Here is a 20,586-nt window from a genome sequence, read left to right as displayed (position 1 = left end):
CCTCTTTTTTACTTTTCACGTTTTTCTTTAATTGCTACTGTACATCTTGATATGCATAGTAAATCATCATTCTCATCAATGATACGCACATCCCAAACCATCGTTGAATGCCCTCTATGTATCGGTGTTCCGATCGCTGTTACAATTCCATCTTTCTTTGAGCGAATATGATTTGCATTAATTTCTAGACCGAAACAGATGCATTTCTCTTGATCAATTAAATTGTATGAACCAACACTTGCCACTGTTTCTGCTAATGCAACAGATGCACCACCGTGTAAAAAGCCAAACGGCTGATGCGTACGCTCATCAACAGGCATCGTAGCAACCACCTTATCTTCTGTCATCTCTAACAACTCAATTCCAAGTGAATCCATTAAAGTTTTTGCCATATCGTTTCCCCCTTCTCTTACTTTAATTAAATGTATAATTTTACCTATTTACTTTCAAACTACTTATAACACTTATATAAGGAGGTTTCACCTAAATGAAACAGAAATTTTGTATACTATTGCTTATGTTCTCCTTGCTGACTATTGTACCAAATTGTGCACTAGCAGCCAAAGCATCCAACCTGACAATCGATGTTCAGACTGTCACGCAAAAAGGTAAGAAACCTTATATAGAATATCAAATTAACAGGCCTTCTTTTCATAACTTTTCTGATTCTAAGTTCCAAAATAAGCTCAATTTCTATTACAAAAAATCTACTGAAAAATTTAAAAATAAATTAGAAAAAGACGCAAAAAAATATTATAAAGAAACAGAAGGATCTAGTACACCATTTCATCCGTATGTAGGGAACGTTGATTATAAAGTCTCCTTAAATAAACCACCTTTTCTCAGTCTATATGTGAATTACTATCAATATACAGGCGGAGCACACGGCCTTTATACGTGGAAGGCAAACACATTCGATTTAAACGAAAAAAAGTTACTACACTTAGAAGATTTATTTCAACAAGAAGATAAATATAAAGAAGTAATCCGTGCTGAGATTGTAAGGCAAATTAAACAAAATGAAAGTATTTATTTTCCCGATGCAACTGAAAAAGTCATGAGCGCGAAAAAGTTCCACTTCTTTTTAGAACCTAACAATCTCGTCATTTATTTCCCTTTATATGAGATTGCTCCTTATTCAAGCGGAATTCCGCAATTTCGTATTCCGTATACATTGCTAAGAGAGTATTTGAAGCCTTCTTATCAAAATATTTTGATTGACAACAAGTAAATATTTTCGCTACGATAATGTTAACCTAAAAACAACAGGAGGTTAACATTATGAGAAGATTTCATGTTTTAGATTTAGCATTAGCTGCCATGTTCGTTGCTCTTATGGCTATTGGTGCAAATATTGTATCTTGGGCCCCATTCCTACAAGTGGCGGGCATCCCATTATCTATGCAACCATTTTTCGCAATTTTAGCAGGGCTTCTTCTTGGAAGTAGACTTGGTGCATTATCAATGACTGTTTACATGCTTGTTGGAGTAGCAGGTGCACCAATCTTCGCTAACTTCAAAGCGGGATTTGGAGCACTTTTAGATCCTACTGGTGGTTTTATTATCGCATTTATTATCGTTGCTTACGTATCAGGAAAACTAGTAGAACAAAAGGAAAAACCAAAATTTAGTACATTTGCAATTGCTTCGTTCACAGGAATCATTTTAACGTATATTATCGGTACTACTTACATGTACGGGGCAGTCAATCTCTTTATGGGTGGTAATATGAGCTATAAAACAGCTTGGATGATTATGATGTGGTTCGCAGTAAAAGATATTGTGTTTACAATTATCGGTGCTATTATCGCACCTCGCATATACTATGCTGTACGTCGTTCCGCTTATCAACATTCTCATTCGACGATTTCATAACAAAAAGAGTTATTTCAGCGTACTGAAATAACTCTTTTTTTATATTAAGATTCTTGGTTCGTTTGCTCTTCTAAAATTTTCTTCATCATTACAACCATGTCATCACGTAATTCTGGGTGTTGCAGGGCCATTTCGATTGTCGTTTGAACGAATCCTAACTTTTCACCTACATCGTAGCGCTTTCCTTCGAAATCGTAAGCGAATACACGTTGAATTTCGTTTAAGCTTTGAATCGCATCAGTTAACTGGATTTCACCACCAGCACCAACATGTTGCTGTTCTAAGAACATGAAGATTTCAGGTGTTAAGACGTAACGTCCCATAATTGCTAAGTTTGAAGGTGCTGTACCTGCTGCTGGTTTCTCAACGAAATTGCGAACTTGGTAACGACGTCCTTCTTGCTCTAATGGGTCGATAATTCCATAACGGTGTGTTTCTTCTTCTGGAACCGTTTGTACACCAATAACAGAAGAAAGCGTTTTATCATATTCTTCAATTAATTGACGTAAACATGGCTTTTCAGCTTGAACGATATCATCACCTAATAAAACAGCAAATGGCTCATCACCAATGAATTTACGTGCACACCAAACAGCGTGACCTAATCCTTTTGGTTCTTTTTGACGGATATAATGAATATCTACCATTTTTGAAGAAGCCTGTACTTTTTCAAGTAACTCATACTTTTTCTTTTCTAATAAGTTTTGCTCTAACTCAAATGCATTATCAAAATGATCTTCAATAGAGCGCTTCGTTTTACCAGTAACGATAATAATATCTTCGATTCCTGATTTTACTGCTTCTTCTACAATGTATTGGATAGTTGGTTTATCTACTATCGGTAACATTTCTTTTGGCATTGCTTTTGTAGCTGGTAAAAAACGTGTTCCTAATCCAGCTGCTGGGATTATCGCTTTTCTTACTCTTTTCATCACAAAATACCCTCTCTTCTGTCAGAATCAATAACGATTATTTCCTTACATAGAACAAAAGGGAGTAAAGCCTCCCTTTTGTTCCCTACTACTTAAAATTACTTTATATTATAAACGATTCATAATATCTTCTTTAATAGTAAGTAACTTTTGTTCACTATTTTGTAAAGAATTATCTTGAACACCGAAGTAGAACTTGATCTTCGGTTCAGTTCCAGATGGACGTAGGCAGAACCAAGAACCATCTTCTAATTGATATTTTAACACATTTGATTTCGGTAAGTGAATCTCTTCTTTATGTCCATCTTGTAAAGATGTAACGATGCTCGCTTTATAGTCTTCAACTGCTACAACTGTTAAGCCCGCTACTTCTTTCGGAGGATTTTCACGGAATGTTGCCATCATTTCTTGGATTTGTTCCGCTCCATCTTTTCCTTTTAGCGTTAACGATACAAGATCTTCACGGAAGAAACCGTATTTTTCAAATACTTCTAATAGACCATCGTATAACGTTTTACCTTGTGATTTGTAGTATGCAGCTACTTCACATGCAAATAGAACAGATTGTACTGCATCTTTATCACGGCAGAATGGACGGATTAAATAACCATAGCTTTCCTCATAACCGAATTGAAATTCGTATTGTCCGCTTTCTTCATACTGTTTAATTTTCTCACCGATAAATTTAAATCCAGTTAACGTATCAACTGTATCTAAACCGTATGCTTTCGCGATTGTACGGCCAATTTCAGACGTTACGATTGTTTTTAATACAACACCGTTCTCTGGAAGCGTTCCGTTTTCTTTCTTTTGAGATAGTAAGTAATCAAGCATTAATGCACCTGTTTGGTTACCAGTTAATACTTGGAACTCACCATCGTGATTACGAACTGCTACGCCAAGACGGTCTGCGTCAGGATCCGTTGCAATTAACACATCTGCGCCTACCTTCTCACCGTCACGAATTGCATACTCAAACGCTGCATGCTCTTCTGGGTTCGGTGATTTCACTGTAGAGAAGTTCGGATCTGGTAACTCTTGCTCTTTTACAACTGTTACATCTGTAAATCCAACTTCCTCTAAACCACGGCGTACAGAAATATTGGATGTTCCGTGTAGTGGTGTAAAGACGATTTTTAAATCTTTCCCAACCTTTTGCACCATTTCTTTATTAATAATGACATTGTTCAATTCTGCAGCATATGCATCATCTACTTCTTGTCCAATAATATGTAATAAACCGTCAGCTTTTAATTGCTCCACATCAGCAACCTCAACTGTTAATTCATCTTCTACTTCATTTACGTAGCTAATTAATTCATCAGCTTCTTTCGGAGGCAACTGCCCACCATCTTCACCGTATACTTTATAACCGTTATATTCAGGCGGATTATGGCTTGCCGTAAGAACGATTCCACTCACTGTATGTAAATGACGAACTGCGAAAGAAAGCACTGGCGTTGGACGTAAACTTTCAAACACATATGTTGTAATGCCGTGTGCACCTAGTGTAGCAGCAACTTCCATTGCGAATTCAGGTGATTTATGACGAGAATCATACGCTACAACAACACCGCGCTTCTTCGCTTCTTCACCTAATTTTTCAATAAACTTCGCTAATCCTTGTGTCGCTTTACGAACTGTATATACGTTCAAACGGTTCGTACCAGCGCCAAGTTCACCACGCATACCACCTGTACCGAACTCTAGGTTTTTATAAAAACTGTCCTCGATTTTCTTCTCATCTTGCTTCATGTTTTCTAACTGTTCTTTTAGTTCTACATCTAACTCTGCATACGAAAGCCAGCGACTAAATTCTTGTTTCCAATTCATATTTTTATCTCCTCTCGCTTGTCCTACCTTTATTATATGAAAAAAACAACCTGTATCTCAATATTTTTTATAATCTAACAGGATTTTACTAAGAATATTTGTATACACTATGGTTAAATACTCCACTAAAGGGAATGAGGATTATGCAAGAATGGGGCTTGTCAGAAGAGCTGAAAATACAAACAAAGCAAATGATTGAAATTGCTGAAAAAGAACTGTCAATTATGAGGAAAGCAATCGATAAAGAAGATGAATGTATTTTGTGCAAAATGGAAGACATTCATCATATGTTAGCAAACGTACAAACATTGGCAGCTACATACTACATTCAAGCGTATTTATCACCTTATACGGAAAGCTCACATTCTATTACAGCAACTGTCCAACATTTAAGCGCCCGAAAACACGGGGCTCTTATTGTTGTGCAACGAAATGAGACGCTTGAATCTCTCATTCAAACTGGAACAACATTAAACGCTCATCTAACCTCACCGTTACTTGAATCCATTTTCTATCCAGGTAACCCTCTTCATGATGGAGCCGTTCTCGTTAAAAATAATCATATTGTCTCAGCCGCTAACATTCTTCCATTAACAAGAAGCACAGAAGTTGATCCTGAGCTAGGAACACGTCACAGAGCCGCAATTGGCTTATCAGAAAAAAGCGATGCACTTATTTTAGTTGTCTCTGAAGAAACGGGTCGCACTTCATTTGCTTTAAACGGGACTTTGTATACGATTTCTTTATAAAGTGAAACTATCGTTTACGGGCAGTTCATGTGGGATAAGACAACCATAGTCATACCAATAAAAAAGGCTGTTCCAAAATGTTGGAACAGCCTTCTCTTATTATCTTATTCTTCTCCAAAACGTTCAACAAGTGTTGCAAGTGTACGTACCATTGCACCTGTTGCTCCAGCTGGTCCTAAATCATGTGCTCCTGATGATTCAGATGTTCCAGCGATATCTAAGTGTACCCAAGGTGTATCTTCAGCGAATTCACCTAGGAATGTACCTGCCATAACCGCATGTCCTTCGCGGCCTGGTGAGTTATTTAAATCAGCAAACTTACTGTTTCGAACGCGTTCTTTATCACGATCAAAAATCGGTAATTGCCAAATAGATTCATCTGTTTCCATAGATGCCTCTAGCACTTGCTCAAACAACTCTTCATTGTTTGTCATTGCGCCTGTCGTATGATTTCCAAGTGCAACAATTACACCGCCTGTTAATGTCGCAACATCAATAAGGTAGTTTGCACCTAGTTTTTTCGCATACGTAATACCGTCAGCTAACGCTAGGCGACCTTCTGCATCTGTATTTAATACTTCAATTGTTTTTCCGCTCATAGATGTGATTACATCGTCTGGCTTAAATGCTGTACCACTTACCACGTTATCCGTTGATGGAATAACAGCGATCACATTTTGCTCTGGGCGAAGTTCACCGATAATTTCCATCGCACCTAACACAGCAGCAGCACCGCCCATATCGCCTTTCATACCGACCATGCCTTCACGTGGTTTTAAAGAATAACCGCCTGTATCGTATGTGATTCCTTTTCCAACGAATCCAATAACATCTGTCCACTCTTCTTTTCCTTTATAAATAAGAGCGATCATTTTTGGTGGCTCTACACTACCTTGGTTTACTGCAAGTAACGCACCCATACCAAGCTCTTCCATCTCTTCTTTCTCAAGAACTTTATAATCCATATCATACTTCTCCGCTAACTCAACAGCATACTCAGCAAGCTTTGTCGCTGTTAATACGTTTGGCGGCATATTTACAAGTGTACGAGCTGAATTTGTTGCACGTCCATGTACGTAGCCAACTGTTAATGCGGCTTCAATTTCTTGTGCATCTTCCGCTGTAATAGCCGTGAACCTCTCTAACTCTACACGATCTTTTTTATCTGATTTATACGTTTGTAACTCATATGTACCAAGGCCTTGTACCTCTGCTGCAATATGAGCGACATCAATCGCGTCTAATTTCTCTGTTACGAAAGAATCAAGTAAGATTGCTGCATCTTGTACTTTTGCTGCTTGCAGTGTTTTAAATGCCTTACCAAGAGCCGGACGCAATGTTTCTGTCGTATAAGATTCTTTCTTACCTAAACCAACGAAATAATAACGTTTCACATTTGTTTTTCCTAAACTATGTACTTTTGAAATAGCTTTCTTCTTCGTAGAAAGTTCTTTCTCTTCTAATAAAACTTGTAATTGTCCTTCAAACGCTTTGTCCAGTTCTTGTACAAAACTACTCGTTTTCTCTTCTTCAAATAAGGCAACAATCACCGCTTCATGGCTTGCTAATTCTTTTTGTACTTGAAACATGTTCAGACCCCCTAAATTTCTCTGCTCTACCTTTATTATAACTTTATTTTCGATAAAATGCGACAATTCTAACTTCTGTTATTACATACATAATCGCCTTCCTATTTATAAAATAAAAAAAGTCTAGCGTAATTACCACTAGACTATCTTTGTTTCAAATATTGACCACGAAACACTTGCATCGTTTCATCTTGATTTAACATCGTTAATTCTTCTTCTGAAAACTTACCGTTTCCTAGCTTAACTACATACACATTTACTTTTTTCTTACCCCATTGGCTATAAACATCTTTCACCGTATCATAGTACAAATCAAGACGGTTTCCTTTTATTGCACCGCCCTTATCAGCTACTACACCATACCCATAACCTGGTACGAATAAAATTGTTCCAATTGGGAATACGCGTAAGTCGGCTGCGATTGTGGAATATAAATCCCTTTTCGCCTTTACACCTGAATATGTAATACCATACTCCGGATGTCCCGGCCTCTTACCAGTTGACTCAATTCCCGACGTATACCCTGTTGCCGTCATTTCAATTGAACGATATTTAGACCAGTCGTTTGCCTGCTCTAAAGCATTTATCACTTCTTTACTCGGAGCAACATTTCTCTTAACTTCTGCTGCATGTACTTCTTTTGCACTCGTTCCCTCATATTTCTTTACAATCTCTAATAAAGAAACTCCTGTGAAAGCATTCCATGTTACGCATAATGCGGATACAAGTAAACAAGTCATCATAATGCGAATACAATATCGTTTTAACATTTTTATATTCCACACTCCTTCATCGTTAATCATTCCCTATACGATGAAGGAATATGCAAAAAAATGATCTCCAAGTGAATTGGAGATTAAAACATTTGATATCCGCTTTTCCGAAGTTTCTTAATTACGATTCCTGCTAAAGCAGCACCTACCAATCCAGTAGATAAAATAAACACATCTGCTTGTCCTAAATGCGATACACTTGTCCCAAATGAAGAAAATGTTTCTTTTGGCTTTGAAAAATAATCCCACACACTCGCCTTATTAATAATAAGTATACAAACAATCGGATACACTATAACCATTACCCACGTAGCTCGCAATATCATGTTGAGTAAAAATCCAATTCCAAAAAACAAAATAAAAAATAACATCATTGAAATAAGTAGTACCGGTATACTCACTCTTTCTCCCCCTCCTTCGTATGCGCCGTAAATACATGATAGGCCGTATAACCAAATTGCTCTCCTGGATTTAATGTTTTGTCCATTTCAAGATATAATTCTGATTTTCTTTCTAACAAATATGTAATAAGCACAGACGTATTTGGATCGTCCACAATCGTATCTGGATGTAGGAACGCTACTTCAGACAATTCCTTCTCCTGTACAATAATGTTTTCCCCTTCAGGTTCCAAAAGGAAAATAATCATATTATCACTAATCTCATTGCGAATTACGCCCGATCGAACACCAATGATCCCCTTCACATGAGCGACAATACCTGTCTCTTCTAACACTTCACGTTTCACAGCTTCATCAACCGTCTCACCTTCATCTACAAAACCAGCTGGCAAAGACCATTTCCCCTTTAATCCACTGTATTTCTTCTTAACGAACAGCCACCTGCCATCTTTTGTAGCTACTAGGCCACTAACAGCTAACCATACTTTCCCTCGCTTCTCCATGATGTAATACCCTCCTCTACTAGAACGGACAGAATATTCTTTCTTTTTATATATTATACTATATTTTTAAAATGAAAAAAGCAGAAACAGCTCTTAGCCGTTTCTGCTTTCTCTACTATATATTAAAAGAACTTTAATTTACCTTTTTTAAGAACTAATAAAGGTCCACCTAATAAGAATAGGTAACGGTTATCGATAACCTTCTTCATGAAGGAAGCTTTCCAACCTGTTAACTTTTTGCCCATAACAACGCCCATTGCATCGTCATGACCTAAAGAACATACAGATCCTTTATTATCGAATGCGAATTTTTTCATTTCGCCTTTGCCACGAACTAACACAGTTAAGTTGTGTGCAATGTTGTAACCTTGTTGAATTGCGATTTGTGCTGTTGGTGGGTATGGACGGTTAATTTCTTCGTTAATGATTAACGCTGCGTCACCAACCATGAATACATCTTCGTATCCTGGAGCGTGCATGTACTCATCAACTTTTACACGTCCGCGCATTGCTTCAAAGCCAGACTCTTCCACAATACCGTTACCACGAACACCTGCAGCCCAAACCACTGTTTCAGACTTAATTAATTCAGTATCATCGCCATTTGCAACGATAATACCTTCTTCAGTTGCTTCTTTAATTGCTGTACCGATACGGAATTCTACGCCTTTTTTCTCAAGTTGTTTCACAGCGTATTCTACTAATGCAGGATCGAAACCTGGAAGTGCTGTTGGAGCAGCTTCTACACAGATGATACGTGCTTTTTCACGTGGTACATTGTACTGTTTGCAAAGTTCAGGAACACGGTTTGCAAGCTCACCTACGTACTCGATACCAGTAAATCCAGCACCACCAACAACGATTGTTACTAATTCATCGCGCTTTTCATCTGCATATTTAGCGAAACTAGCTTCCATATGCTCACGAATTTGACGAGTTGCATTAATGTTAGCGATTGAGAATGCGTGCTCTTTTAATCCTGTAATTCCGAATGTTTCTGATTCGAAACCAAGACCGATTACTAAGTAGTCATACTCTAACTCGCCGTCTTTTAAGATAATACGTTTTTCAGCAGCTTTAATTTCTACTACTGTATCTTGTACAAAGTTCACTTTATTTGTATCAATAACGTCTTGAATATCTAGACAGATTTTTTCATCTTGTAATGTACCAGCTGCGCTCTCGTGTAACCAAGTCGCTTGGTAGTGATAGCTGTTGTTGTTTACTAACGTAATTTCAGCTTCATTTACAGCTAATGCTTTTTGCAGACGAACAGTCGTAATCATCCCGCCATAACCTGCACCTAAAACTACGATTTTTGGAGTCTTCACCAAATCACAACCCTTTTCTTTATATAATAGTAATGAAAAATAATACCAAGTACTAAAAACTCTATTTGTCAAGAATGTGGAATTTATCACATTCTATATCATAACAAAACGCAGTCAAAAAATCGTACGAATTTTGTCATAGAAATTTAACATAATACTTCCCTATATTATTCGGTTTTATTCCAGAATTCAAGAGCCTGGAGAATTATCAATATTTTAAAATAACATAGCGTTTTCAAGGGTTTTTCAACCTTTTTTTCATGTATTTTCCTTTCACCATATTTTATACAAGTGAAAAAGCACCTATGCGAAAACTTACACACAATTCAGTCGTTTCCAGAAGTATTATGAACTCAAATATGCTATCATTTATTTGAAAGTATCATCATTTGCAGGATTTTCGTGTACATATGAACAATATATGAAATCAATATCAAAATTCCATCTATAGGGGGAATGAAAGTGGCAGAAAATCAAAAAGTTTACGACATAACAATTATTGGTGGTGGTCCAACAGGACTATTCACAGCATTTTATGGCGGTATGAGACAAGCAAGTGTAAAAATCATTGAAAGCTTACCTCAGCTTGGAGGACAATTATCCGCACTCTACCCTGAAAAATACATTTATGATGTAGCTGGATTCCCGAAAGTGCGCGCACAAGAATTAGTTGATAACTTAAAAGAGCAAATGAAGAAATTTGATCCAACCGTTTGTTTAGAAGAAGCTGTTGATACGCTTGAGAAACAAGCTGACGGTATATTTAAACTTGTTACGAATAAGCAAACTCACTATTCTAAGTCAGTTATTATTACTGCTGGCAATGGTGCTTTCCAACCACGCCGCTTAGAATTAGAAGGGACAGCAAAGTACGAAAAGAAAAACTTACATTATTTCGTTGATGATATGAATAAATTTGCTGGTAAGCGCGTCGTAGTATTTGGCGGCGGCGACTCAGCGGTTGATTGGACAATGATGTTAGAGCCGATTGCTGACAAAGTTACAATCGTTCATCGCCGTGATAAATTCCGTGCGCATGAACATAGCGTAGAAAGCTTAATGAATTCTCGTGCAGAAGTAAGCACACCATACGTTCCAGTAGAACTCATTGGTGATGACAAAATTGAACAAGTCGTTCTTCAGCATGTAAAAACGGAGGAAAAAATTATTATCGATGTTGATGATGTAATCGTAAACTACGGCTTCGTTTCTTCCCTTGGTCCAATTAAAAACTGGGGCTTAGATATACAAAAAAACAGCATTCTCGTGAACTCGAAAATGGAAACAAATATTCCTGGCATTTACGCTGCTGGTGACATTTGTACATATGAAGGAAAAGTGAAACTTATCGCTTGCGGATTTGGCGAAGCACCAACGGCGGTAAACAATGCGAAAGCTTACTTCGATCCAAACGCAAAACTTCAACCGATGCACAGCTCAAGTATGTTTTAATATAGAAATGAAAAGAACTCCTTTTACGTGAAGGAGTTCTTTTTTTTATTACGCTACCGCTCCCTTCCAAAATATGTTACAATTAACAAGAACAAACGTTCTACTTAATAAGGGGGATATTTAAAATGAAAGAACCTATTATTGTAAAAAAAGAAGCTTTCCAAGCAATCGGCGTTTCGATTACGACGACAAATAAAATAGAGGCATCTACTGAAGGAAAAATTCCAGAGCTTTGGAACCAATACTTCCAAGAACAAATGATGCAGCACATCCCAAATCAACAAACGAAAGAAACATTCGCTTTCTACTCAAATTACGAATCAGATGAAACTGGTACATATCAATTTACGATCGGTATGCCCGTTTCTTCATTAGAAGACGTGCCTGAAAATATGACAACTTTAACAATACCTGCCGCTACATATGCGGTATTTACAACGAGAAAAGGACCAGTTGCTGAAGTCGTTTGCGAAGCTTGGGAATATATTTGGAAATGGTCTAAGGAAAACAAACGTGCTTTTACAACAGACTTTGAGCTTTATGATGAAAGAGCGTTAGATCCAACCAACGTACAATTGGATATTTATATTGCATTAGCCTAAACGACAAAAGAGAAGATACCATTTGGTATCTTCTCTTTTGTCGTTAAATAGCCACTGTGCAAATCCAACATAATTGTCTACAATGAAAAAGTACAGTATAGAAATATTAGAAACTGTATAAAACGATTGTTAACAGGTTTTTCAGTTTAAATTTGTCACATAGAAAGGAAGCAATATGGAGGAACTACAACAAAATAAATCTGCTTTAGAGGGAAGCGGAAAACCGTTATTAAAAAATACGAATTTCCTTTTTCTTTGGGCAGCTACACTCTTTTCAAGTTTTGCTTTAGCCTTTTTTACTTTTTCACAAACGTGGTACATAGCAAAAACATTAAACCTTGAGGCTTCACTCGGTGTTGTTTTCGTAGCTCTTAGTGTTCCAAGGCTTATTTTTATGATTATTGGCGGCGCTGTAGCTGATAAATTCCCGAAAAAAAACATTATGTTTTATTCTAATATTATTCGTGCTATTCTCGTCGCAACCATTCTTACATGGTTCATCGTAGGTGATGTAACACTATATACATTTGCTTTATTTGCTTTATTCTTTGGACTTGCTGATGCTTTTTTCTGGTCAGCTGACGGATCTATCTTGCCTGAACTTGTAGAAAAAAGCCGTTTAACACAAGCAAACTCACTTACACAAATGACAAACCAAGCATCGGTCATCTTAGGCCCTGTACTTGGCGGAATTCTTATTAAATTTACGAACTATGAAACGATCTTTTCAATCACGATTTTATTACTGATCGTCGCAGCCATACTCGTTCAAAAAATACAATTTACGATGCCAGAGCAGCAAAATACAGACAAGGGCATGTTCACTTCTATTAAAGAAGGAATCTTATATGTAAAGGAATCTCCATTCCTTTCAACTTTCCTTATTTGTAGCGCCTTTTTAAATTTATTTTTAATCGGTCCGATGCAAGTCGGTTTCCCGCTTTTCGTTAAAAATGTTCTGCACGGTGATTCGCTTCAGTTTAGTTACTTAGAAGCATCTGTAGGCGGCGGAATGGCAATAGGCGCTGTCATTGTCGGTTTAAAAAATATTAATCGTAGACGCGGTCTATTTTGCATTATCATGATGCTACTGTCTGGTGTATTCTTCTTATCCATCAACTTTAGCACTGTACTGTGGCAAGCATTATTAGCCGGCATGTTTTACGGTATTACAATTGCAATGGCTATCGTTCCGCTTATGGCAATGATTCAATCGACAGTAAAAGAAGAAATGATGGGACGCGTAATGAGTTTACTTATGCTATCATCAATGGGCTTCATTCCGCTCTCTTATGCATTCACATCAATCGCACTTGCAATGGGAATTCCAATCGTAACCGTTATGAAAAGCGGTGCAATCGCCGTTATCGTCTTCGTACTATTTGTAGCGATTCGTGTTCCAGTTGTAAGAAAGTTTGATTAACTATTTGGAGTCATGTATTATACGCATGGCTCCTTTTTAAATGGATCAAATAGCGGTATCCCCTTACTTCTTCTCAGTGCTGCTCCCCATTCTAATCCAACCTCAAAAAATAAATCTCGCACTGTACTATATAAAAGCGCCTTAACATTTTTACGGATTTCCCCGTATTTATACGCTCTCACAACACTCTTCACTCGCCAAATGAAATTTCCATACACTTCTTCATCAGCTAATATTTGCTCCAGTAAAACACCTTGTTCTAATAATCCGCTCTTTTTATATGCAAGTTCCACCTTACTCCAAAATATATTAATCTTCTTCGGATTACTCGTCATCGGCACCAGTGCGTATATAAAAGGCTTCGGTATATCGTGACGGCAATACGTCTCATCAAGCTCGTACGTTACTTTTCTATTCTCTTTTATTTGTGGAATGTTTTTAGAAAGAATTGTTTCCTCCTCACGTTTTTGCTCTTTTCCGCTACAGCCAGCTGTACAATCCGCACTTTTACATGCGGACATTTTCATACGGTCATCCATGCGGTCAATTGCCGATATAAGAAAAACATATAAGTTCGCACTATATCCCCCGCGCTTATGTCTTTCTTTTGTCGCAACACGTTTTATAATTCCTAGTTCCTCTAACTTTGCAATGGAGCGGCGTACTGTACGAATGCTCTTTCCAACATTCGTCGCAATCGTCTCCATTAACGGACAAGCAACCCCCACTGTTTTCTGTTTCTCATTCACTGCATACTTTCCTAAAAAATGAATAATGGTAGTATCCGTTTTATTTAATTGAAATCGGTAGCACTTCAACACTTGTTTTTGATATGTATTAAACTCTTCTTTACTTCGAAATTCACTATATGGTTTCATTAGATTATATAAGCTTCCCATTTATATCACCTCACTTATAAGTAAGTGTCAGAAAGAAAAATTGGCGGGATAGTTAATATTTTTTATTGGAGATGAAAATATGATCGTAATTAGTGCCTGCTTAGGTGGTATCGCTTGTCGATATGACGGCAATGACAATCTCATTTCAAAAATAGAGGAGCTACTGCAAAAAAAAGATACAGTCCTCATTTGTCCTGAAGTATTAGGAGGATTGCCAACGCCTCGCCCCTCAGCTGAAATTATTGGCGGGAATGGCGATGACGTGTTGGATGGAAAAGCAAAAGTGATGACAAAAGACGGTGAAGATGTCACAGAATCTTTCGTTAGTGGTGCTTATAAAGCTCTAGAACAAATTAAAAATTTACACCCAGAATATATTATTTTAAAAGAACGTAGTCCATCTTGCGGTAGTTCTACGATTTACACTGGAGAATTTAACGGTAATAAGCAAAATGGTTACGGGGTAACAACTGCTTTATTTAAAAGACATGGATTTAAAGTCATTTCAGAAGAAGGTTTTGAAAATCAAAAAAGGAATTGACCCTGTTCGTCAATTCCTTTTTATCTGTCTTACTTTACACTTAGTTTTTCTTTCACTTTCGCAGGAAGCTCGTCTTTTTTCACTTCTTCCCAAGCCGTTACACCTTTTTTATCTGAGTGATATACACGTAGGAATGCTTCTTTACGAAGATTTTTTTGAGCTTTGAATTCTAACTCTTTCTCTTTACCATCTTTATCAAAACCAGTTAATTTATATTGGTAATCTGTATACGGCTCACCATTATCAGTTTTACCATTATACTCTTTTCCATCTACTGTAATTTGAACGTAATAATCATCTTTCCCTAAACGGTTAATATCACACCCAACTAACAAACTTGCAAATACAACTAAAATACTAAACAGTGCAATGTATCTTTTCATTTCCTTCACCTCATATGTTTTTTCTTATATTCTTATCTTAAAGCCCAGAGCTTAAAGAAGAAATTCAAAAACATGACATGAACATTACACTTTTGTAAGATAATAATTATTTCTTCACTTTAGAAACCGTCATTCTGTCACCAATTGGAATAAGTATGGATTCTAAACTTAGATGATTTGCTATCACTTCATTAAAATTCTTCATACACATAAACCAACTTCTAATTATGCAAAAGACAAAAATTAGAAGGATTGAAATACGATGTGAATGTAATAACACGAAAAGTCGTGCGATTCCTGAAGAACTAGGCTTTGAACTTGAAGGTGTATTACGTAATGAAGATTTCTCAGCTAACGGCAAACAACTAACTAATACCTGCATCTATGCAAAGGTGAATTAGATTAAGATTTTAACATTCGTTGCACAAATATCTTAAGACCGATTTCTAAATTTGGAAGGCGTCGTTTCTGATTTTTTACGACAAAAGAAAAGACCTCCTTAACGATTTTATTTCATCGCTAAAAAGGTCTTTTTCTATTTCCGCTAAAAACTTAGCACTCTTCTGGCTTACCAGCATTCGTCGCTGTACGGAATGATGATCCACATCCGCATGATGCGATTGCGTTTGGATTGTCGATTGTGAATCCACCGCCAAGCATAGATTGTTTATAATCAATTTTTACTCCTTTAACAATGGGAGCACTTTCTGTATCGATAACAAATTCAACACCGAAAAACTCAAGAACTGTGTCGTCTTCTTTTGGTTCTACTTCAAATCCTAAGCCGTAAGAAAGACCACTACATCCGCCGCCGTGTACAGCAAGGCGCACGTACTTCTCTCCATCTTCAGCATCTTTTAACATATCTTTAATTTGAAAAGCTGCTTGTTCTGTTACTTCAATCATGAAATACACCATCCTTTCTGTTCTCATTCTATTATACATCTTTACGCTTCTATCTTGTACTCATACACTCCGCAGCAAATTACTTCCGCTGGTCCTTTCATTAACACATTGCCTTCTTCTGTCCATGCAATCATTAAATCACCACCAGCTAAATGAACTGTAATTTCCTTACCACGTTCCATTTTCCCATTTAAAATAGAGGCTACAACTGCAGCACATGCTCCTGTCCCGCAAGCTTGCGTTACACCAGATCCACGTTCCCAAACGCGGAAGTTCATCTCTTCCTCATTCAAAATCTCAATGAATTCAACATTTACTCGTTCTGGGAACATTTCATGTGTCTCAAGAACTGGCCCAAGTGTTGTAAGAGGTGCTTGTTCTACATCATCCACAAAAATAACTGCATGCGGATTCCCCATTGAAACAGCTGTAAATGCATAACGATGATTATTGTATAAGAAGTTTTCACGAATAAATGGCGTTTCACCTTCACCAAGCATCGGTATTTCCGCACGTGTTAAACGCGGTGCTCCCATATCGATTTTCGCTAACGTAACTTTCCCTTCTTCTACCGTTACTTCCGCCGTTACAATGCCAGCTAACGTTTCAATTGTGAAAACTGTTTCTTCTACTAGTTTATGTTCATACGCATATTTCGCCACGCAGCGTAAACCGTTACCACAACTTTTCCCTTCTGATCCATCATTATTAAACATGCGCATTTTCACCGGCGCTACGTCAGATGGACAAATTAAAATCATTCCATCTGCTCCAATACCAGTATTAATATTTGAAACCTTTTCCGCCACAAGAGCTAAATCTTCTTCAGGAATTTGTTCTTCAAACATATTTACATATATATAACTATTGCCAAGACCATGCATTTTTGTAAAAGAAAATTGGCTCATTTGTATTCACTCCAAAAATAATTTGTTATTTTAAGTATAAAATGCACGCTTTTAGAACACAATATGAATGTCCCCCGTTTCTCATATTTGACAACATTTGGCGATGAGCCATTCTTGCACAAATGGTGTAAGAAAAAAGCCCTTCTAAAAGGGCCTTTTTTATTTATATACAATATTATCCTCCCCTGCGAAAGAAGATTTTATCTAATAGAAAAAGAAAAAGGTGCTGCCGATTGCAACACCTTAAAACATTGGATTTTCATCCAAATACTCATATACATTATTAACAAGCTCTTCTACTGTTGCACCTTGTACGACTTCACCATTTACAAGCGCAAACGGTCCTTCAAAACAAATACCACAATATCCTAAACAACCATACTCCATTACATCTAAATTCGGATCTTTTTCTAATTTTTCTAAAGCTGCTTGTGAACCACTCGCAAGGTTACCTACACAAAATTCAATTAATGGTTTAATCAAAATTCTCCCCCCTGTACTACAAAACAAATTACCTTCTGACTATCTATAAGAAGAAAACTAAGCTGTTTCTTGTTGTTTTCGTTATACATTCTAAACTATTTAGTTACTTCACTATTTCACTTCAAAGTAGATGGTTTTATTTTATATAACATGCTACTTGCAATAAAATAGTAACTTAAAAAGCAAAAAAGTTTACTTTACTTTTCTTCTTATTGTACAACAGAGTATTCATTCATGCATTGTTATTTGTTCACAAATTCGATATAATTTGATTGAGTAAAGTCAAAATATTTTTTTAATATAAAATTTTATGATTAGGGGATATTTCAACAGAAAAGGGGTAATCCATCATGAAACACCTCGTAATACTAGGTGGCGGCTACGGTGGAATGAGAATTCTGCAGCGGCTACTTCCAAGCAACCAACTTCCAGATGATGTACAAGTGACATTAATCGACAAAGTACCATATCATTGCTTCAAAACTGAATATTATGCATTAGTTGCGGGTACTATTTCAGAAACGCATATTCGTATACCGTTTCCTGAACACCCACGCCTCAATATTCAATACGGCACAGTAACAAATATTGATCTCGAAGAAAAAGCTGTTCATCTCGATGGCGGCGAAGCGATTCAATATGATGATTTAATTATTGGACTTGGCTGTGAAGATAAATACCATAACGTTCCTGGGGCTAAGGAATATACACATAGCCTACAATCGATTGAACAAACACGTAAGACATATGAACAATTAAATAGTCTAGAACCAAATGCAACAGTAGCTGTCGTTGGTGCTGGATTAAGTGGCGTTGAAGTTGCAAGTGAACTTCGCGAAAGCCGTTCTGATTTAAAAATTTACTTATTTGATCGAAAAGATAGAATTCTATTCCCATATCCAGAGAAATTAAGTAGATATGTAGAAGAATGGTTCGTCAAACATAAAGTTACTATCATACGAAACTCTAACATTACAAAAGTAGAGCCAAATATTGTGTACAACCACGATGAACCACTTGAATGTGATGCAATCGTCTGGACAGCTGGTATTCAAGCAAATGAAGTTGTTCGAAACCTTCCAGTTGAACAAGATGGTAGCGGACGGGTTGTTTTAACAAAATATCACAATATTCCAAATAACGAGCACGTTTATGTTGTAGGAGATTGCGCAGCACTTCCACACGCACCATCTGCACAACTTGCTGAAGGACAAGGAGAACAAATTGTCCAAATATTATTAAAACGTTGGAATAATGAACCACTTCCTGACGAACTACCTGTAATTAAATTAAAAGGTGTTCTCGGTTCTCTTGGGAAGAAGCACGGCTTCGGTTTACTAGCAAACCAACCATTAATGGGGCGTGTACCGAGATTATTAAAATCCGGTATCCTCTGGATGTACAAATATCATAACGGTTAATACTTTACAGGCTGTCTACTAAGTAGACAGCCTCTTTTATCAGTTAAAATATAATTATCAGACACATCTTTCTCAATATGGATAATGATTTATTTTTCATTTTTATATTAAAAACTATTGATGAACAGTGTATGCTATTTATAAGTTGTTTTATTATTTCCTTTAAGACCGAAGTCATTCGGTCTTATTTTTTATGTTATAAATACTTTTACAGGAGGTATTCCATTTCACTTATGAACGTAACGCAACTAAACGATCGAATAGAAGCGAAGAAGAAAGAATTGATCTATCTCGTTGAAAAGTACGGATTCACTCATAATAAAGTGATTTCTTTTAGTCAAGAATTAGATCGTTTACTTAATTTATTAATAAAATGCAAGACGAAGAAAAAACGTTGCTCTTTGTAACCGTTATCTTCTCTTTTTTGATACGATATAACTAGACTTAGAAAAAAGCCGCTGCTCTGCTCATACGAGACGCTTTTGACTCTGCTATTTTGCCAACAATCAATTCTATGGTCGGAATGGGAATTATAAGCCTACCAGGCATGATGACTGGTCAAATCTTATCTGGTGTATCACCGTTTACGGCCATTCAATATCAAATCGCCATCATACTCAGTATTTCTGGAATTACTGCCTTTGCTGTCATTATCTTTTTACAGCTTGGATATAAAACATTCTTTAATAAGCGGTGTCAGTTGAAAGAGGTTGACTATGGCGGGCGGTGAATCGTAACTCTCTCTCAGCAAATGATGCAACTTTCTCGTTGTGTGAAATTATATCAACGATTCGACAAGGAATATCGACTTACCAAAAAAAAATGACAATAAAAAAGAGGAGGCTACTCGCCTCCTCTTTTTACTTACGCCTTCTTAACGAATTGTGATTTTAACTTCATAGCTCCGAAACCGTCGATTTTGCAATCAATATCGTGATCGCCATCAACTAGACGGATACTCTTTACTTTCGTACCGATCTTCACAACTGAAGAAGTTCCTTTTACTTTTAAATCTTTAATGACAGTAACAGCATCGCCGTCTTGAAGAACGTTTCCGTTCGCATCTTTTACAACTTTTGCACCATCATTATTTTCAGCTTCTGCTTCTTGGCCCCACTCATGAGCACATTCTGGACATACGAACAGAACGCCATCCTCATACGTATATTCTGAATTACATTTTGGGCAATTTGGTAAAGTAGCCATAAAATCATTTCCTCCGTTCATTATTTATACGTAAAAATCAAAACTGATGTTTACATCTCGATAAATAAAATTTGTATAGCATTTCTTTATACTGCCATAGTCTCACGTTATTGACAAGCCTACCTCAAATTCTCATTTTTTATTTTATTTTACAAATTTTCAATTCGTATGGTGTTTCCAATAAAAAAGAAGAACCCTCACAAGGTTCTTCTTTTCAAAATGAACGAGTTTCTCTCTAGAAAAACCACATATTTTCTTCAACATAAATTTGATACTCTTCTTCTTCGCTTATTTTTTTATTATTTAAATATACTTCTTGCCATTCAAAATAATCATCATCTAAATATATTAGAATACTTATGAATGATACGTTTAA

At 36.7% G+C, this 20,586-nt stretch carries 24 protein-coding genes and 3 pseudogenes; 11 read left to right on the top strand and 16 right to left on the bottom strand.

The genetic code is table 11. The annotated features are described in order from the left end of the window. Window positions 1-8 precede the first annotated feature (8 nt). Window positions 9-392, bottom strand: a complete 384-nt coding sequence (locus tag CO726_RS23145; RefSeq protein ID WP_001140610.1) for a hotdog fold thioesterase — start codon at window positions 390-392, stop codon at window positions 9-11. Window positions 393-487: 95 nt separating this feature from the next. On the opposite strand from CO726_RS23145, the gene CO726_RS23140 reads away from it, so the two are divergent. Both CO726_RS23140 and CO726_RS23135 read left to right on the top strand, forming a co-directional pair. Continuing rightward, window positions 488-1,231 carry a DUF3298 and DUF4163 domain-containing protein gene (locus CO726_RS23140; protein ID WP_099685819.1) on the top strand — a complete coding sequence of 248 codons (744 nt, stop codon included), beginning with the start codon at window positions 488-490 and terminating at the stop codon, window positions 1,229-1,231. A gap of 50 nt (window positions 1,232-1,281) precedes the next feature. Continuing rightward, window positions 1,282-1,875, top strand: a complete 594-nt coding sequence (locus tag CO726_RS23135; protein ID WP_099685818.1) for a biotin transporter BioY — start codon at window positions 1,282-1,284, stop codon at window positions 1,873-1,875. Between the two features lie 44 nt (window positions 1,876-1,919). Here the strand turns inward: CO726_RS23135 and galU are convergent, their stop codons facing one another. Next, a complete protein-coding gene (galU, locus tag CO726_RS23130; protein WP_099685834.1) occupies window positions 1,920-2,807 on the bottom strand; it encodes a UTP--glucose-1-phosphate uridylyltransferase GalU in 888 nt (295 codons plus the stop codon). 108 nt (window positions 2,808-2,915) lie between these two features. After that, complete coding sequence (locus CO726_RS23125) at window positions 2,916-4,640, bottom strand: phospho-sugar mutase (RefSeq protein ID WP_099685817.1); 1,725 nt, start codon at window positions 4,638-4,640, stop codon at window positions 2,916-2,918. A 143-nt stretch (window positions 4,641-4,783) separates the two neighbouring features. On the opposite strand from CO726_RS23125, the gene cdaS reads away from it, so the two are divergent. Next, window positions 4,784-5,389: a sporulation-specific diadenylate cyclase CdaS gene (gene cdaS / locus CO726_RS23120; RefSeq protein WP_098759759.1), complete on the top strand. Its 606-nt coding sequence runs from the start codon at window positions 4,784-4,786 to the stop codon at window positions 5,387-5,389. A 104-nt stretch (window positions 5,390-5,493) separates the two neighbouring features. Here the strand turns inward: cdaS and pepA are convergent, their stop codons facing one another. The 5 genes from pepA to CO726_RS23095 all read right to left on the bottom strand — a co-directional run bounded on the left by pepA (window position 5,494) and on the right by CO726_RS23095 (window position 9,986). Beyond that, a complete protein-coding gene (pepA, locus tag CO726_RS23115) occupies window positions 5,494-6,978 on the bottom strand; it encodes a cytosol aminopeptidase (protein ID WP_099685816.1) in 1,485 nt (494 codons plus the stop codon). Between the two features lie 143 nt (window positions 6,979-7,121). Further along, a complete protein-coding gene (locus CO726_RS23110; RefSeq protein ID WP_131102658.1) occupies window positions 7,122-7,748 on the bottom strand; it encodes a 3D domain-containing protein in 627 nt (208 codons plus the stop codon). Between the two features lie 86 nt (window positions 7,749-7,834). Then, window positions 7,835-8,152: a YuiB family protein gene (locus CO726_RS23105; RefSeq protein WP_000027007.1), complete on the bottom strand. Its 318-nt coding sequence runs from the start codon at window positions 8,150-8,152 to the stop codon at window positions 7,835-7,837. Beyond that, window positions 8,149-8,655, bottom strand: coding sequence for an NUDIX hydrolase (locus CO726_RS23100; protein ID WP_099685815.1), 507 nt, complete (start codon window positions 8,653-8,655; stop codon window positions 8,149-8,151). Before CO726_RS23100 ends, CO726_RS23105 begins: the two co-directional genes overlap by 4 nt. Window positions 8,656-8,777: 122 nt before the next feature. Beyond that, a complete protein-coding gene (locus CO726_RS23095; protein WP_136699828.1) occupies window positions 8,778-9,986 on the bottom strand; it encodes an NAD(P)/FAD-dependent oxidoreductase in 1,209 nt (402 codons plus the stop codon). A 462-nt stretch (window positions 9,987-10,448) separates the two neighbouring features. Between CO726_RS23095 and CO726_RS23090 the strand changes: the two genes are divergently transcribed. The 3 genes from CO726_RS23090 to CO726_RS23080 all read left to right on the top strand — a co-directional run bounded on the left by CO726_RS23090 (window position 10,449) and on the right by CO726_RS23080 (window position 13,463). Then, window positions 10,449-11,438 (top strand): NAD(P)/FAD-dependent oxidoreductase, encoded by a 990-nt coding sequence (locus CO726_RS23090; protein ID WP_000829779.1) that lies wholly within the window; start codon window positions 10,449-10,451, stop codon window positions 11,436-11,438. Window positions 11,439-11,563: 125 nt separating this feature from the next. Beyond that, the gene (locus CO726_RS23085; RefSeq protein WP_099685813.1) at window positions 11,564-12,040 is read left to right on the top strand and encodes a GyrI-like domain-containing protein; all 477 of its coding nucleotides are present in this window, start codon (window positions 11,564-11,566) and stop codon (window positions 12,038-12,040) included. 175 nt (window positions 12,041-12,215) lie between these two features. Beyond that, the gene (locus CO726_RS23080; RefSeq protein ID WP_099685812.1) at window positions 12,216-13,463 is read left to right on the top strand and encodes an MFS transporter; all 1,248 of its coding nucleotides are present in this window, start codon (window positions 12,216-12,218) and stop codon (window positions 13,461-13,463) included. A 17-nt stretch (window positions 13,464-13,480) separates the two neighbouring features. On the opposite strand, the gene CO726_RS23075 is transcribed toward CO726_RS23080, so the two are convergent. Continuing rightward, entirely contained in the window at window positions 13,481-14,362 is an 882-nt protein-coding gene (locus CO726_RS23075) for a helix-turn-helix domain-containing protein (protein WP_099685811.1), read from the bottom strand. Between the two features lie 79 nt (window positions 14,363-14,441). Here CO726_RS23075 and CO726_RS23070 point away from each other — a divergent pair, with 79 nt between their 5' ends. After that, complete coding sequence (locus CO726_RS23070) at window positions 14,442-14,903, top strand: 2-thiouracil desulfurase family protein (protein WP_099685810.1); 462 nt, start codon at window positions 14,442-14,444, stop codon at window positions 14,901-14,903. Window positions 14,904-14,932: 29 nt separating this feature from the next. Here CO726_RS23070 and CO726_RS23065 read toward each other — a convergent pair whose 3' ends face one another. Further along, window positions 14,933-15,286 carry a YxeA family protein gene (locus tag CO726_RS23065; protein ID WP_099685809.1) on the bottom strand — a complete coding sequence of 118 codons (354 nt, stop codon included), beginning with the start codon at window positions 15,284-15,286 and terminating at the stop codon, window positions 14,933-14,935. A 106-nt stretch (window positions 15,287-15,392) separates the two neighbouring features. Beyond that, window positions 15,393-15,497 carry a methyltransferase gene (locus CO726_RS23060; RefSeq protein ID WP_342750747.1) on the bottom strand — a complete coding sequence of 35 codons (105 nt, stop codon included), beginning with the start codon at window positions 15,495-15,497 and terminating at the stop codon, window positions 15,393-15,395. Window positions 15,498-15,516: 19 nt separating this feature from the next. Here CO726_RS23060 and CO726_RS23050 point away from each other — a divergent pair. Further along, window positions 15,517-15,687: pseudogene (locus tag CO726_RS23050) on the top strand (GNAT family N-acetyltransferase); the annotation flags it as partial. 151 nt (window positions 15,688-15,838) lie between these two features. Here the strand turns inward: CO726_RS23050 and CO726_RS23045 are convergent. The 3 genes from CO726_RS23045 to CO726_RS23035 all read right to left on the bottom strand — a co-directional run bounded on the left by CO726_RS23045 (window position 15,839) and on the right by CO726_RS23035 (window position 17,583). Then, the gene (locus CO726_RS23045) at window positions 15,839-16,192 is read right to left on the bottom strand and encodes a HesB/IscA family protein (protein WP_000573826.1); all 354 of its coding nucleotides are present in this window, start codon (window positions 16,190-16,192) and stop codon (window positions 15,839-15,841) included. Between the two features lie 41 nt (window positions 16,193-16,233). Beyond that, the gene (dapF, locus tag CO726_RS23040; protein ID WP_099685808.1) at window positions 16,234-17,100 is read right to left on the bottom strand and encodes a diaminopimelate epimerase; all 867 of its coding nucleotides are present in this window, start codon (window positions 17,098-17,100) and stop codon (window positions 16,234-16,236) included. 243 nt (window positions 17,101-17,343) lie between these two features. Beyond that, window positions 17,344-17,583 carry a YuzB family protein gene (locus CO726_RS23035; protein WP_000595026.1) on the bottom strand — a complete coding sequence of 80 codons (240 nt, stop codon included), beginning with the start codon at window positions 17,581-17,583 and terminating at the stop codon, window positions 17,344-17,346. A gap of 350 nt (window positions 17,584-17,933) precedes the next feature. On the opposite strand from CO726_RS23035, the gene CO726_RS23030 reads away from it, so the two are divergent. The 3 genes and pseudogenes from CO726_RS23030 to CO726_RS23020 all read left to right on the top strand — a co-directional run. After that, a complete protein-coding gene (locus tag CO726_RS23030; protein WP_000682074.1) occupies window positions 17,934-19,004 on the top strand; it encodes an NAD(P)/FAD-dependent oxidoreductase in 1,071 nt (356 codons plus the stop codon). Window positions 19,005-19,237: 233 nt separating this feature from the next. Next, window positions 19,238-19,411, top strand: coding sequence for an aspartyl-phosphate phosphatase Spo0E family protein (locus CO726_RS31545; protein WP_136699827.1), 174 nt, complete (start codon window positions 19,238-19,240; stop codon window positions 19,409-19,411). 41 nt (window positions 19,412-19,452) lie between these two features. Further along, a pseudogene (locus CO726_RS23020) lies at window positions 19,453-19,734 on the top strand (ABC transporter permease); the annotation flags it as partial. A 134-nt stretch (window positions 19,735-19,868) separates the two neighbouring features. Here the strand turns inward: CO726_RS23020 and phnA are convergent. After that, the gene (phnA, locus tag CO726_RS23015; protein ID WP_000212737.1) at window positions 19,869-20,210 is read right to left on the bottom strand and encodes an alkylphosphonate utilization operon protein PhnA; all 342 of its coding nucleotides are present in this window, start codon (window positions 20,208-20,210) and stop codon (window positions 19,869-19,871) included. A gap of 235 nt (window positions 20,211-20,445) precedes the next feature. Beyond that, window positions 20,446-20,556, bottom strand: a pseudogene (locus CO726_RS33225) (DUF2628 domain-containing protein); the annotation flags it as partial. Between the last annotated feature and the right edge of the window lie 30 nt (window positions 20,557-20,586).

This window comes from Bacillus fungorum, from assembly GCF_002746455.1.
Taxonomy (GTDB): Bacteria; Bacillota; Bacilli; order Bacillales; family Bacillaceae_G; genus Bacillus_A; species Bacillus_A fungorum.
The sequence above is the reverse complement of the archived record's forward strand: the minus strand, read 5'-3'. Positions and strand labels throughout refer to the sequence as shown.